At 37.2% G+C, this 14,750-nt stretch carries 16 protein-coding genes; 8 read left to right on the forward strand and 8 right to left on the reverse strand.

The features are described 5' to 3' along the window. Window positions 1-45 precede the first annotated feature (45 nt). Together MHI04_RS18505 and MHI04_RS18510 are read right to left on the reverse strand one after the other, a co-directional pair. The gene (locus MHI04_RS18505) at window positions 46-1,227 is read right to left on the reverse strand and encodes an ABC transporter permease (protein ID WP_058843259.1); all 1,182 of its coding nucleotides are present in this window, start codon (window positions 1,225-1,227) and stop codon (window positions 46-48) included. After that, complete coding sequence (locus MHI04_RS18510; RefSeq protein WP_036117411.1) at window positions 1,211-1,960, reverse strand: ABC transporter ATP-binding protein; 750 nt, start codon at window positions 1,958-1,960, stop codon at window positions 1,211-1,213. Before MHI04_RS18510 ends, MHI04_RS18505 begins: the two co-directional genes overlap by 17 nt. Window positions 1,961-2,064: 104 nt before the next feature. On the opposite strand from MHI04_RS18510, the gene MHI04_RS18515 reads away from it, so the two are divergent. From MHI04_RS18515 to MHI04_RS18540, 6 genes are all read left to right on the forward strand, one after another. Then, entirely contained in the window at window positions 2,065-2,478 is a 414-nt protein-coding gene (locus MHI04_RS18515) for an HIT family protein (protein WP_036117412.1), read from the forward strand. A 148-nt stretch (window positions 2,479-2,626) separates the two neighbouring features. After that, a complete protein-coding gene (locus MHI04_RS18520) occupies window positions 2,627-3,163 on the forward strand; it encodes a tryptophan transporter (RefSeq protein ID WP_036117414.1) in 537 nt (178 codons plus the stop codon). 132 nt (window positions 3,164-3,295) lie between these two features. After that, the gene (locus tag MHI04_RS18525) at window positions 3,296-3,691 is read left to right on the forward strand and encodes a YtxH domain-containing protein (protein ID WP_036117416.1); all 396 of its coding nucleotides are present in this window, start codon (window positions 3,296-3,298) and stop codon (window positions 3,689-3,691) included. 157 nt (window positions 3,692-3,848) lie between these two features. Then, entirely contained in the window at window positions 3,849-4,409 is a 561-nt protein-coding gene (locus MHI04_RS18530) for an HTH-type transcriptional regulator Hpr (protein ID WP_036117418.1), read from the forward strand. Window positions 4,410-4,614: 205 nt separating this feature from the next. Continuing rightward, window positions 4,615-5,160 carry a DUF3267 domain-containing protein gene (locus tag MHI04_RS18535; protein ID WP_036118042.1) on the forward strand — a complete coding sequence of 182 codons (546 nt, stop codon included), beginning with the start codon at window positions 4,615-4,617 and terminating at the stop codon, window positions 5,158-5,160. A gap of 69 nt (window positions 5,161-5,229) precedes the next feature. Beyond that, window positions 5,230-5,415: a hypothetical protein gene (locus MHI04_RS18540; protein ID WP_008173337.1), complete on the forward strand. Its 186-nt coding sequence runs from the start codon at window positions 5,230-5,232 to the stop codon at window positions 5,413-5,415. A gap of 167 nt (window positions 5,416-5,582) precedes the next feature. On the opposite strand, the gene MHI04_RS18545 is transcribed toward MHI04_RS18540, so the two are convergent. Then, a complete protein-coding gene (locus MHI04_RS18545) occupies window positions 5,583-5,687 on the reverse strand; it encodes a YjcZ family sporulation protein (protein ID WP_004230765.1) in 105 nt (34 codons plus the stop codon). Between the two features lie 143 nt (window positions 5,688-5,830). Between MHI04_RS18545 and MHI04_RS18550 the strand changes: the two genes are divergently transcribed. Next, window positions 5,831-6,811 (forward strand): peptidylprolyl isomerase, encoded by a 981-nt coding sequence (locus MHI04_RS18550; protein ID WP_089933897.1) that lies wholly within the window; start codon window positions 5,831-5,833, stop codon window positions 6,809-6,811. An 82-nt stretch (window positions 6,812-6,893) separates the two neighbouring features. On the opposite strand, the gene MHI04_RS18555 is transcribed toward MHI04_RS18550, so the two are convergent. From MHI04_RS18555 to MHI04_RS18570, 4 genes are all read right to left on the reverse strand, one after another. Then, entirely contained in the window at window positions 6,894-8,198 is a 1,305-nt protein-coding gene (locus MHI04_RS18555) for a HAMP domain-containing methyl-accepting chemotaxis protein (RefSeq protein WP_058843257.1), read from the reverse strand. Between the two features lie 183 nt (window positions 8,199-8,381). Continuing rightward, complete coding sequence (gene yhaM, locus MHI04_RS18560; RefSeq protein ID WP_058843256.1) at window positions 8,382-9,317, reverse strand: 3'-5' exoribonuclease YhaM; 936 nt, start codon at window positions 9,315-9,317, stop codon at window positions 8,382-8,384. Continuing rightward, entirely contained in the window at window positions 9,314-12,202 is a 2,889-nt protein-coding gene (locus MHI04_RS18565) for an AAA family ATPase (protein WP_342535088.1), read from the reverse strand. Before MHI04_RS18565 ends, yhaM begins: the two co-directional genes overlap by 4 nt. Window positions 12,203-12,206: 4 nt before the next feature. Then, window positions 12,207-13,421: a DNA repair exonuclease gene (locus MHI04_RS18570; RefSeq protein ID WP_342535089.1), complete on the reverse strand. Its 1,215-nt coding sequence runs from the start codon at window positions 13,419-13,421 to the stop codon at window positions 12,207-12,209. Window positions 13,422-13,668: 247 nt separating this feature from the next. Between MHI04_RS18570 and MHI04_RS18575 the strand changes: the two genes are divergently transcribed. Next, the gene (locus tag MHI04_RS18575) at window positions 13,669-13,854 is read left to right on the forward strand and encodes a YhzD family protein (RefSeq protein WP_036075853.1); all 186 of its coding nucleotides are present in this window, start codon (window positions 13,669-13,671) and stop codon (window positions 13,852-13,854) included. A 47-nt stretch (window positions 13,855-13,901) separates the two neighbouring features. Here the strand turns inward: MHI04_RS18575 and MHI04_RS18580 are convergent, their stop codons facing one another. Continuing rightward, a complete protein-coding gene (locus MHI04_RS18580; RefSeq protein WP_340812092.1) occupies window positions 13,902-14,684 on the reverse strand; it encodes an enoyl-CoA hydratase in 783 nt (260 codons plus the stop codon). Window positions 14,685-14,750: the final 66 nt, after the last annotated feature.

The raw sequence follows: 14,750 nt of genomic DNA on the forward strand, positions 1-14,750 counted from the left end.
CTAGCATTGGAAAATGAGCTTTTCAATTTATCAGCTACAATCTATTTATTTGGAAATTTTTGCTGTTAATTCGCTAATTACAATAACAATGACAATGGCTAAATAAAACATTGGCTGTGTGATAGCACATAAACCAACAATAATAGCTTGTGTAACCATTGCTAAACGGACAGTTTGCTTTACAGCTAATTGGCGGGCATGTTCTGGTAAAGGATAGAGCATGTCCATTCGAAATTCACCACTTGATAGTAAGGCTTGTTTTAACTGAATTGTGGTCGCAAAGCTGAGTGCACCAGCAACAATCCATGTCACTACAGGAATATCAACAAAAACTGCGATGACTCCCGAAATGGCCGTAAGACGAAGCCATAAATAGAAATGGTCATCTGTACGGACAAAGGTACGAAACACCAAATATTTTTGAGCATTCTCTTTACCATATGGCACAAATCTATACAGCCAGTCCATCCAGCGTCGACGTCGGATACTTCCGTGTAGATGAGGTACATCTGTAAAATAATTAGCAAAACGGTAAAAGCTCATCATACGATTCTGTTCAATTTTGACAAAATGTTCATAAGGCACAGGTTCGCCAACTGATTTTTTCCTAAAGATAATGATATAAACCACACTAATAACTGTCGCTATTACCGCTAGTATTAGCTGAGCATGAAGCCCCATGTATAAAACAGCCCCGAATATGACAGCTCGAATAAGCCTGTCCACCCAAACCATTTGACCTCGCTCACTGTATCGGTAGCTGAATTCTCCTTGCACACTTATATATTTCAATACAATGATAAGTAAAAAGATCGTCCATATTTCAGTTGTTGTTAATGCCGTTACGGCTTTCAATAATGGAATACATACAATATAAACAATCGCTACAATCCATACTTGGGACCAGAACGTCCAAGCCAATGCTTTGCTAAAATATTGAGACATTTTTGATTCTAAAGGTAATAAGTATACTTGATCTGGTTCTCTCAACAGCGTAGTAGGACGGCTAAAGGCCAATAAAATCCCTATCATAACAGCTATGACGATTTCTGCTGGAAAGTCTGTTTGGACAACTTTCAGCCATTCGCTATATTGGTAGCCCCCTGCTCCAATAAGAAATACAAGTACAATTGCAATATGCCCTGTAAAAATAAATTGCATATACTTTTGTACTTCTCCTATATAATGCATGAAGCGAGAGGACCATACATCACGCAAATTCTTCATGGTCCCGCTCCTTTGTCATGGCAATATAAAGATCATCTAATGTCGCATTCGGCATAGCAAATGATTGACGCAATTCCGCCATCGTCCCCTGTGCTCGCACTCTTCCTTCGTGCAATAAAATAATTCGATCGCAATGCTTTTCAGCCGTCGATAGAATATGCGTAGACATTAATATAGAAGCACCTTCTTTTTTCTTTTCATCCATCTGATCTAGTAATGATTGAATACCTAGTGGATCTAATCCCACAAAAGGCTCATCAATAATATATAGACTTGGATTCACTAAAAAAGCACACATAATCATGACTTTTTGACGCATCCCCTTTGAAAAGTGTGAAGGGAACCAATTTAATCTTTTCTCCATGCGAAACTCTTTTAATAGCACCTCAGAACGAGCATCGAGGGTTGCCCTATTAATCCCATAAGCCATCGCTGTCAATTCTAGATGCTCTCTTAATGTTAATTCATCGTATAATACAGGAGTTTCAGGAATATAGGAAAATGCTGTCCGATATTTGTCCGTATCTTCCTTCAATGTCACACCATTTAAACGAATGTCCCCTTCCTTTGGCAACATCGTTCCGATAATATGTTTAATCGTTGTACTTTTACCAGCTCCATTTAAGCCGATTAAGCCAACTAATTCTCCTTTTCCAATTGTAAAAGATAAATCTTTAATCACAGGCTTTCTTGTATAACCACCTGTCACATGCTGTACCTCTAATACTGACATATCCTCACTCCTCTTCTTGTTTTATATTTTATCAAAAATTAGCAAATGATACAGGTTTGAGTATGATAGAATGTACTTACATATACGTTAAGGGGGAAATTCTCATGAGCGATTGCCTATTTTGCAAAATTATTGACGGATCTATTCCAAGTACCAAAGTTTACGAGGACGATCATGTCTATGCATTTACAGACATCTCACCTGTTGCAAAAGGTCATACATTATTAATTCCAAAGCATCACTGTCAAGATCTATTTGAAATGCCAGAGGATGTAGCACGTAATCTATATGCAGTTGCACCAAAAATCGCTAATGCTATTAAAGCAGCATTTCAGCCAATAGGTATGAATACGATTAATAACAATGGTGCTGCCGCTGGACAAACTGTTTTCCACTACCACTTACATTTTATTCCGCGTTACGATGAAAAAGAAGGACTAGGCTTAATTTGGCAGACTCAAAAATATTCACCAGAGCAGTTAGCCGAAGTTGCAGAAAGTATTAAAGCCAATCTATAAGTCATTTGTAATATATTAACATTAAAATGTTCAGAAAACTGTATTGCAAATTGAAAAATTTTGGCGTACAATCACAAATAAGTTTCGCTAACGATCAAGAGGATACGTTAGGAGACAAATAGATTAGCTTAGTCGAGGAGAGATACAGATGAATACAAAAAATTTAGTATTAATGGCATTATTAGTAGGTGTCGGTGCAGCCCTTTATGTGGTGACACCAGGTATGGTGAATGGCATGAAACCTGATTTCATGTTAACAATGATGTTTATTGGCATTTTATTGTTCCCCACTGTGAAAGAAACGTTCTTACTTTCGCTTTCAACAGGCGTACTTTCAGGTTTATTTACAACATTCCCAGCAGGTCTTGTCCCAAATATTATTGATAAAGCAGTAACAGGCTTTGTCTTTTTAGCCGCTTTATTGATTCTCAAAAAACTAGCAAATCATTTCGCTGTATCAGCTATCTTAGTTGGATTAGGAACTATTCTTTCAGGAACTGTCTTTTTAGCCGTAGCACTTTTTGTGTTCAATGCAAATGTTGGTGCAACGTTTGCGATGTTATTTATTGGCGTTGTCCTGCCAGCTGTCGCATTTAATGTCGTTGCTTTTGCCGTCATTTATCCCATTGTCACAAAATTAGTGAAGCGTTCTAAATTCAATACAGCCATTTCTCAAATATCATAAACACTTACTTAAAATAATTAAAAGAAACTAAACGGTGATGGTAAATCACTCGTCTAGTTTCTTTTTTCTTTTTGTATTTGTACAATTCATGGTTTAATAGTAGATAAACATGACTAGAAATGAGGTATCAATATGAAAGCAAAACCATTTTTACTTGGACTAACAACAGGCATTATCGGTGGGACAGTCGCTGTACTTTTTTCAACGCCACAATCAGGACAACAGCTACGTGCTTCTGTCAAACAAAATGTCGATCAGACAAAAGGAATGCTCCTTGATGTCAAACAACAAGTAGGGACTGTTAAACAATCTGTCAACACTTTAACAATTGAAGTAAAAAATAATATCCCACAAATAATAAATGATTTAAAACAAACAATTACAACTTTCACTGAAGAAATCGAACCAACTAAAAATAATTTGCAACAAGAATTAGATGCATTACAGAATTCGATTAGCGAAATCGAGAAAAACATTGCACAAATTACAGAAAATAAGAAAAAACCACAAGAAAAAGTTAGCGACTAAAGTCCTTTTCGAATGGTAAAAAATCTATTTTTTTATCAAAAATCATTACTATAATATTATTTTTTAACCACTTTTCAATTTTTTAATTTTTCTAACTTTAAACTTTTTTTCTTTACTGCTATAATATTTTTAAAAATGTGAAAGAAAGCAGTAGGTGATGGCTTTGTCAGAGGAATTATATACACAAAAAGAAGCGATGCTTTATAGTCAAAGAATCGCACAGTTATCTAAAGCGCTATGGAAAGCGGTAGAAAAAGATTGGCAACAATGGATTAAACCTTATGATCTAAATATTAATGAACACCATATTTTATGGATTTCATATCATTTAAAAGGAGCATCCATTTCAGATGTAGCAAAATTTGGCGTGATGCACGTTTCTACCGCATTTAATTTCTCCAAAAAGTTAGAAGAGCGTGGCTTCCTTAAATTTTCGAAGCGCGATGACGACAAACGTAATACTTACGTGGAGCTAACTGAAACTGGGACAGAGCTCATTATAGAGATGAATAAAAACTACCATAATACGTATCATTCCGTATTAGAAGGATCACTAGCATTAAAAGATCTATATGGCCGTTTCCCAGATTTTTTAGATGTGATGGCTGTTATTCGTAATATTTATGGTGAGGATTTCATCGATATTTTCGAACGTTCCTTCCAACATTTCCGCGATTCCTTTGACACACTAGAAGAACGCACACCTGTAAAAGGATAAGACGAAGCTTCAAACTGCACAAAATTTTTCCTGCCCTTATTTATTAGTTGAACATAATGAGGTATACTACTGTTCATTCAGGAATAAATCATGTGAAAGGAGGTATTTCAGAAATATTTCTGAAATACCTCCTTTTTCTTGCATTCTAACATCATTCAATTTACATTAAATAGGACACTTCCTATTTCGGAGTTGATACTAAGCCATGCATTGTTGGAAAATTTTAAATCTAGAACATCATTACGGTACTACGCGTATTATTATAATGAGTGTTATTACCTTTTTGTCGGTCTTTTCTGTTTCGTATGTATTGTTTAATTTATTCAACGAGGAGCATTATACAGATCGTTTATTCTGGCTCTTTGTCATAGCAGCCTTAACACTTTATCCAGTTCATAAATTTTTACATTTTCTGGCACTATACGATTTACGCCAGCATTTAAAATTGCGTGTACGTACTCAATTTTATATAATTCCAGTTTTACACATGCGTATTCGTGAGCCTTTATCAAAAAATCGTTACATCTTAGCATTACTTACGCCTTTTATCATTCTAAACACAAGTATTATAATAGGAACTTGGCTTTTACCGGCATACACACATTATGGTACATTGCTGCTAGCCTATCATTGTAGTCTATGTTTGATTGATATCCTTTACGTGAAATACCTTTTGCACTCACCTAAAAATTCGCAAATAGAGGAAACTCCTAAAGGTTATGAAATTTTAGTTCCACCAACCGTTCACTAAATGCTTGTACTTGTTTTTTAATGACGTTCTTTGTTATGCTATTACTATTGAAAGAGGGGAGGAATAGACTTGCTATTAATGATTGTAGTTCTATTCTCGGTATTCTATTTATTTCAAATTAACCGCATGACATATGCTCTATGCATGCGACGTGAAATTCCCGAAGAAAACCAACCAAAAATATTCCGAACTATAAATATACTTATTACCATATTACTTGTCTCATTCTATATTGAAATTTTATATGCAGTATAACAGTACATCCGCGCCCGTCCGCACGCTCGAAGAACAAGTCGAGCCCCCCATGCAACAACTTTTTCTAACCAAGAAGATTGGTAGTATCTAAGGCATGCGGCGCGAATGTCTAACATTGTTAAGAAAAGCTAAGAGTTAGAGCTCTTAGCTTTTCGCTGTTTTATTAATTAGTATAGGAACGCTGCACCAACGATAATTAATAAAATAAATAACACAACTAATAAAGCAAAGCCTGAGCCGTAGCCACCGCCACCGTATCCTCCGTTGCCCATAACTTCACCCCCTTTCTTTTCTATATCCTATGCGCTTCAAAATTTGAAATATAGGCAATACTCAAGGGGGAACCATTTTGTTTTTAAAACGTTTATGTTATAGTAAAAAATGGACGAAACCATGTTAGGAGAGAATATCCACTATGAAAAAGACAGTTTTATCTTTAACTCTAGCTGCATCTGTATTAGCGCTTGGTGCTTGTAGCGGCGGAGACAGCAAAGCCATCGTTACTTCTAAAGTGGGCGATATTTCAGTAGCTGATTTTAATGAAAAGGCAAAAGCTTTAACAGGCTCATATGTAATGCAACAATTGGTGACTGAAAAAGTTTTAGCTGACAAATATGAAGTAACAGATAAAGAAATTAAAGAAGCTTATGACACAACAGCTTCACAATTTGGTGAAGGCTTTACACAAGCACTTGCTGAAAGTGGCTTAACAGAACAGGGCTTTAAAGATTCTTTACGTGTTCAACTTCTTCAAGAGAAAGCTTTAAAAGATCAAGCAATTAAAGAAGAAGATGTGAAAAAATACTACGAGCAAATGAAAACAGAACTTAATGGTCGTCATATTTTAGTAGCAGATGAAAAAACAGCTAAAGAAGTCATTGAAAAAATTAAGGGCGGCGCTAAGTTTGAGGATGTAGCAAAAGAGTACTCAACAGATACAGGTTCTGCTCAAAAAGGTGGAGAGCTTGGATGGTTCTCTGTTGGTGCAATGGTAGATGAATTTAACGATGCTGCTTACGCTCTTGAATTAAATACATTGAGTGAGCCAGTAAAATCTAGCTTTGGTTATCATGTAATTGAAATTACGGAGAAGCGTGATGTAAAAGATGTCGGTGCATTTAAAGATGAAGAAGAAAACATTCGTTCAACAATGTTAAATAAACTAAACCAAACAGGTGAAGCTCAAGCTATTCTAAAAGATATCATTGCAAAAATGGCTAAAGATGCGAATGTTAAAACATCTGATAAAGATTTAAAAGATTCACTAGAATTCTTCACAACAACAAGTGAAGAACAGGCAAAAGCAGCTGAAGAAGCAGCTAAAAAAGCAGAAGACAAAGCTGCTAAAGAAGATTCTGAAGACAAAGCAGAAGATACGGACAAGGAATCTAAATAATCGAGGGAATATTGTTTATCAATTGAACAATATCCACAACAAAAAGGAGCATCTGACAAATCAGATGCTCCTTTTTCCTTCTCTATTTCACTTTAAATTGGCTAATTTCAGCTTGTAAGTCATTTGACATCGTTTGAAGGACATTTGCCGCGCTCGCAATTTCCTCATTAGAAGTACTTTGTTGCTCTATGGATAAAGCAATATGCTGCATACCTGAAGATGTGCCATTCGCCATACCTACAATTTCTTTTACAGCAGAATCTGTTTGGCTTGCCTTCTCATTAACGCGCCATACGATATCCGTAACTTCCGTTGTACGTTGGCTAATCTGTTGTACATATTCCACAATATTTTTAAAGGCATCACCTGTCTGTTCAACAGCCTCTCGTCCTTCATCTACATATTGTGTGCCACTATTAATAGCGAAAACAGCACCGGAAGTTTGGTTTAATATATCATCCACTAGTGTTCGAATATTGTCAGCAGCCTTCCCAGATTCCTCTGCCAACTTTCTAACTTCATCCGCAACAACCGCGAAGCCTTTTCCAGCCTCTCCTGCTCGAGCCGCCTCAATAGATGCATTCAATGCAAGCAGGTTTGTTTGATCGGTAATGCTTGTAATTAACGAGACAATCGTACTAATTTCCTTTGATTTTTCACCTAAAGCATTCACAACTTCTGTTGATTGGTGAACAGAATCATTAATCGTATTCATTTTATCAATCGTTTGCTCAATTAGCTGTAAACCTAAATCAGCCTTTTGATTTGTTTCATTCGCTATATCTGCAACAGCCTGTACAGCAGAAGATGCATGGTCCATATCTTTGGAAATTAGATTAGCGGATTCAGATAAAAGGTCCATTTGCTTCAATTGTCCTTCCGCACTGGAAACAATATCTCCAATAGCATCAGAAATGGTTTCAACCGTGTGACTACTTTGCTCTGTAATCGTTGTAAATTCCTTTGTATAAGTCGAGACATCCGCAGATGCTTTATTCGTCTTTTCAATAACCGTGCCAATTTGCTCTAACATATGATTAAATTCAGTGGATAATTGTCCAATCTCATCTTTGAAACGGTCGTCAATGCGTACCGTTAAATCACCATCAGCCGCCTGTGTCATAGCCTTTAATACACGCTTTACACGTTTTAGGACGATATATCTCGTACATAACGAAATAATGACTGTACCAATAAATAACGAAATAAACGTATTAATGGCAACACCTGCACTGCCGTTTAAATGTACTACTTTTTCAAATTGATGACTAACAAATTCTGAGATATGCGAGCTAATAAACAAACTTATACCTATAGCTAGTATCATTTTGAAAATTAAACTTTTCCAAAACTTAATTTCCCGTGAAAAAAGTCCCTCTGTTTCCATTGCTCTTCCCCATTCCTATCATTTCTCTCTTTATTCTAAAATAAATACTAGCATTGGTACAATAGTTAGGTACTAAAATTACATATATGCATATTTAGACTTATCGAAAGCAGTATAGGTTAGTTAATAAGCAACATCAATTATCAATTTCTCAACAGGTTAGGGGCCTAATCATATTACTTTTTAAATAGTAGGCTTATAGAATGAACGATTATCAAGTGGGAAAAGCCGCTCAGTAAATTCACCTGGTGTCGTTTTCCCTAATGCTCTTGTTAGCATGTTCATTTTCGCGTCTATATTATCAATATAATGTAAGATTTCCGCTTCTTGAAGCATCGGTTTTTTCGGACTCCCCCACTCTTCTTTCCCATGGTGAGACAATACCATATGCTGCAACAGCATGACTTCTTCGCCTTCAATTTCTAGCTCACTTGCAATTTTGGCAATTTCATTCACCATAATGGTAATGTGACCTAATAAATTGCCCTCCACTGTATACATCGTAGCAACAGGCCCAGACAACTCCACAACCTTGCCAATATCATGCAAAATAATGCCTGCATATAACAGGTCACGATTAAGTGTTGGATATAAATCAGCAATGGCTTTTCCTAGTTTGAGCATGGACACCATATGATCTAATAAACCAGACGCATAGTCATGATGGTTTTTAGTTGCTGCCGGAAAAACTAAGATGGCATCATAATGTTTTTTAATAGCCGCTCTTGTAATACGTGAGATATTTGGATTTTTAATATCAAAGAAAAATTGTGTCAATTCTTCATACAATTGTTCTTTTGGTGTTGCAGAGGATGGTACTAAATCATCGATCGCAATACCTTCCTCTGGCTTGGCAACACGAATAGATTTGATACGCAATTGATTCTTTCCTCTATAGTCGTGAATCTCTCCACCTACACGTACAATGGCCTCAGCATGATACATTTTTTCATGATCCTCATTTGTATCCCAGAGCTTTGCCTCAATATCTCCACTTTTATCTTGTAGTAATAGCGACATAAATGGCTTTCCAACGGTTGTAACACCTTTTGTCGCTTGTTTTATTAATAAAAATTGATCAACTGCTTCTCCAACTTGGAGCGTCGTAATCCCTTTCATGTTGACGCCACTCCCCTTTCATTTGCTAATGCTCCTATATCGACAATTTGCTCTTTCTGCCAATGTTTGAGCATTGTATCATGACAAGTAAAATATAAAATTTGACGTTCATATCCTACTTCTTTCATTAATTGTACCATTTTGTTTGTACGGTTTCGATCAAAATGGACAAATGGATCGTCCATAATAATTGGAAATGGAGCAGTGCTCACTAGTGTTTTTGCAAGGGCCAGACGTAATGCAATATAGGCTTGTTCTTTGGTAGCCTGAGATAATTCAGCCATTTGATAACGTAATCCTGCTACATCTTGTGCAACAAAATAACCTTCATCATGAATCGAAAGTTTATCGTATCTTCCCCCTGTTAGTAAACGGAAAATCGCATTCACCTCCACAAGGACATGAGGTAATTTTTCTTCACGTAGGCGGAATAATGTTTCGTGAATGGCTGTCGCAACAGCTTTTTTAGTTGCCCATTGCTCAATCAGCTGCTGCAATTCTGCTTTCTCCTGCTCAAGCTGTTGTAGCAATTGCCCATACTTTTCATCATTTAATAGCTGATCTTTTTCAATGAGCAAAGCAGCACGTTGCGCAAGACATTGGTCGATCGCTAGCTGCGTTGAATTTTGCTCTTGTTCTAAAGCATGTATGTCCTCGTTAACAGTGTCCTCCACTAGACTCTCTCGCTGTGGAAGATTGAGTGAGGCGAGTTGAGCCTGAACCGTTTGTAACTCTGTCATGATGTTTTTTTGCTGCTCAAATTGCTCATACATTTCATAATAAGCCTGCTCGTTTGGAACTTGTGCTTCATTCAATAGCTCAGCCATTTCAGTTGTATAACGGTCCAGTTTTGATTGCCCACCATCCATTTTTATCTTCAGGCCAGCTAGCTGTTCTTTTGTTTGCTGTACTTGCTGTTGATGTTGTTGTGCTTCAAGGTAGGCTGTCCGTAAATACATATATATTTCCTGTTCATCATAGGCTCCCTCTAAAACCTGTTGAAGCTGTTTATAAATATACTGCTTTTCTTTTTGAACTTCTTGCATAAGGCTTAGGGTACTATTTTTTTTAGCTGCTAGCTCTTGCACACTCCGAATACGCATAAATAATTCGGGCATTAACGTTCTGGCGATTGTTCCCTGTAATCGATAACGTTTTAAAAAATGCTGGAGTGTGTGAGTGGCTTCTTCAATCTCTATCTCAGCCTGTTGAATTTTATATTCAAGAGAAGCGTATTGCTGCTCCTTCTCCTTTTGCTGTTCATTGACGTGTACCCAACGATCTTCATATCTTTGCTTCTTTAATAGCACCGCTTGTACCGTCATTTCCTCCTGCTCTAACTCTCGAAGAAGGGAGCTATGCTCTTTACTAGTAGGCTCATCCGCTTGTTTAACATATCGGATAAATAACAGAGTCAGCAATGATAAAACAGCTCCGATAATGGTCGTAACTATGTTTTTTTCAAATACACCATAAATCAATGACAATAAACCGATTAGCAGTACAAGCCAGCTAAAATAATGAGGTTGCTGTTGTTTACTACGTTGCGATTTGGCCGCACGTAATTGCTCAAGCTTACGCTTTTGTTGGGGCCACTGTGCTAAAATATGTTCTTCTTCATTTGTTAATGACTCTTGCATGAGCCGTTGCTTTTGTTTGGCAATTGTCTCTAATTCTAGATGGACTTGCTCTAGTGAGCGTAGATGAAACTTTAGCTCGTCCTCTGCCTCCTCCAATTTACTTAATTGAAGCTGAAATTGTTGTTCCTGCTGGAGTGAAACCGTTTCTTCGAGAAGATTCTCCTGTGCCTCTGTCTCGAGTACGCCTAATAAACGAAACTGTGCTTTTATTTCTTGCTCAAACATAAAGAGATCATCATGTAAATTTTGCTCCTTCACCATCAGCTGATGCCACGTTGCCTCTTTTTGCATAAGACGAGCCATTTCATTGACTGTATGCTCATCCGCTATGGTAAGTACTTGATTTTGTAATGTTTGATATTGCTCCTTTAATTGCATTAGCTGCTGGCTTTCGTGTAATAGACGATCCTTTAATTGCTCATAGCGTCTTATACCTTCTGGCGGAAACTGTACATGTTGATAATTGAGCAGTGTCTGCTGTAAAATCTGTTGCTGTTTGAGGAGAGGTAGTGCCTGCTTTTGAATCGTTAACTGCTGCCATTGTTGTTGCAGCAGTTTTTGCGTACTATAAAGCTTTTCTAGATTATGCTCAAGTAGTTGTAATTGCTTTAATTTGTCCTCAAATGTTAGAATCTTTCCCTGCTCCTGTTTAATCGTACGCTCAAGCTGCTTTAATTGCTCAACCTTTTGATTAATCACGGGTACTTTACCTGTTTTTTTAAACAGCTCATTTGCCTCTTTCTCCATCTTCTTTTCAAGAGCTGATAAATGTTGAACCCCTGTTGTGCCAGAGGCTAGTAGCAAATGGGTTAGCTCCTCCTCTGACATTTTTTCAATGCCCTGTAGCTCATGCAATGAAAATGAAAAAATGGATTCAAAGGACGTTCTAGAATACCCATATAAAAGCTTAGTTAATAGTTCCTCGTGTCCCGTTGTTCCATCCTCTAGATAAACAGAAACATCGCCCGCTGCCTTTCCTTTCACACGTTCAATAGTGCACTGGCCATAAATAGGATGCACGAGTGTGAGCTGACCACCATATTTCGTCGAAACTTTTGGTTCATATTTGCGCTGTGTCTGCTGCCGTATGGGGAAACCAAAGAGCATTTGTAGTATAAACTGCTGAATCGTCGTCTTTCCTGCTTCATTTAATCCATAAAAAATAGTGACACCCTCATTTAAGGAAATGGTGATGTTTTCATGCTTACCAAAGCCATATATTTGGATTTTTTGTATAGTCAGCATGTGATCACGCCCTTTGAATTTCTTCTGCCAATAATGCCTGTGCATTTTGCGTTAAGTTTTCAATATCCTTGTCACTTAGTGGCTCTATCAGCCTTGCACCACCAGCATATTGGTATAAATCTTTTAGAATATCTTTCCATTCATTACTGTCCCACTGCTCCATTAAGCTGACAACGGATTGAGTTGCTACTGTCTGCTCATAAAGACTTGCTGTCTTCTGCAATACCAACTTTTGTACCCAACACATCGGCTCAATGCCTTCCTCCGTCTCTCGCACAGTATCTAACCATGCATCTACAGTTGCGTGTTCAAATAAAGCTTCCGTTTGTTCATCAATGTTTTGCAGGTGAAGCTCAACTACTGATGCCCCGTACTTCGTCCTATTCGTTGTGATCGCTTCCGAACATCTTTTTAGTAATTCATTGGCATGTACAACATTCGTACAATCCACTTCTATCGTGTTATAAACGACAGTAGATGTAAGGATAAAATCTAGCTCATTCGATGTTTGGGATAACGTCACGTCATAAAAGCCTTTCAGTCCTTGTTCTTTACGATGTCGACTTTGAATATTGCCTGGATAAACAATGGGAGGGTTTTGATGTAAAAGCTGTCGTTTATGAATATGTCCCAAAGCCCAATAATGATAGTTCTTTTCTATCAACTGCTGCTTAGTGAAGGGGGCGTAAACATCATGGGTCGTGTTGCCTGCCTCACTGCCGTGTAGCATACCAATATGAATGGCATGCTGATCCTGTGCAATTGGATAACTTTCAATAACTGATTCCTTTAAATGGCGTTCATGATAGCTGAAACCATATATATTTACTTGCTGGCCTCGGATTTTTAATTGAACCACGGTCGTTTCCGCTGGTAGTTCATAGACATTGCTTGGCAAAGCAAAGCGTGTCCAAGTGCCATTTAAATGATCGTGGTTACCATAGCTCACAATCACAGGGATGTTGTGTTGGAAGAGCTTTTCCATTGCATCCTGAAATCTTCGTTGTGCTTGCAAGCTACGATTTTCACCATCATAAATATCTCCAACAATTAATATAAAATCAGGTTTCTCTTGAATTGCTTTATGGATAATTTTATCGAATGCTTCAAAAGTACTCGACCTAATGTTCTTTAAAATGTGCTCAGGTAATCCAAATAAACCTTTAAATGGACTATCTAAATGTAAATCTGCCAAATGAAAAAAACGAATTGCTGTCATCCAATCACCTCAAATAGTAGATAATTATCGCCTCTGTACCGTAATATGTTCACTAAACAAAACCGAATATTTGTTCTATTTTATCATAGTTCACGTTTTATGAAAAATGGTATTACATAAAAAACAGCATTGCCTTACTTTTTCCACAATTTTCGTAATTTATCAAAAAATTCACTAGTTTTACCGTGAAGTTTATAAATCTTCTATGTATAATAGAAATATATTTAAGTAAAAGGGTGGGGTTTGTATGGAGAATTATCGTTTTACAGCTTTTGAAAAAACAGGGGAAACATTATTTGATGAAACTTGGACATTTGAAAATGATGAGGCTGCTAAACTAAACGGACAACAACAAATTGAGGAAAAAGGTGTTGCCGACAAAACTCATCGTCTTGTAAACGCTTCGGGTAAATTAATTTTATTCCATGTTTAGTGGCTAAAAGGCACGTAGTCAATGTTGCTACGCGCCTTTTATGATTGTTATTTTCCTACAAAGACAGGCATTCTTTTCTCTACAAATGCATGAATGCCTTCTAGATGATCTGTTGTTTTACGCATAGCGGATTGCCCCTCTGCTTCTAAAGCTAGGATATTTTCTAGCTGAGGCAAATTTTGAGCATGTAGAATTTTTTTCGTTGTAATCATGGAAGAAATAGGTGACGCAAGCATTTTACCAACAAGCTGATCTGCCATGGCAAATACAGTATCCTCTGGTGCAATAAAGTCAATAAGCCCTTCATCTAATGCTTCTTTTGCTGTTAATACCTTCCCCTCCCAAATCATCTGTTTCGCTTTAACAGTCCCCACACGTTCCTTCATGAAGAAATGACCGCCTCCATCTGGGATTAGTCCTATTCCAATGAAATTCATAGCTAGCTTACTATTTTCACAAGCCACAACTATATCTGCCCCAAGTGTTAGACTAAACCCTAGACCTGCCGATGCACCATGAACAGCCGCAATCACAATCATTGGTAACTGATAATACGCTTTCACAATACGTGAAAGATAGACCATTGCCTCATCAATATTTAATGGTTTATTTTCATCTAACATAGCCTTGATATCGCCACCCGCAGAAAAGACTTTTCCTTCTCCACGAATAACAAGCACCTGTATATTTTGTTCCTGTTGGAGAGCCTCAAAGCATTCTGCGAGTTCTCGCATCATAACATCATCCATAGCATTCATCGCCTGCGGACGATTCAATGTTAACGTTGCACGACGTTCTAATTTTTCTAAAGTAATCGTTGAAAATTCCATCTCTATTACCCCCAAATATGAATAGTCATTCACTATGTACTATTCGTGTTTTTTTAGAAAACTCCT

The sequence above is a fragment of the Lysinibacillus sp. FSL K6-1151 genome (assembly GCF_038630755.1).
In the GTDB taxonomy this organism is placed as follows: domain Bacteria; phylum Bacillota; class Bacilli; order Bacillales_A; family Planococcaceae; genus Lysinibacillus; species Lysinibacillus fusiformis_D.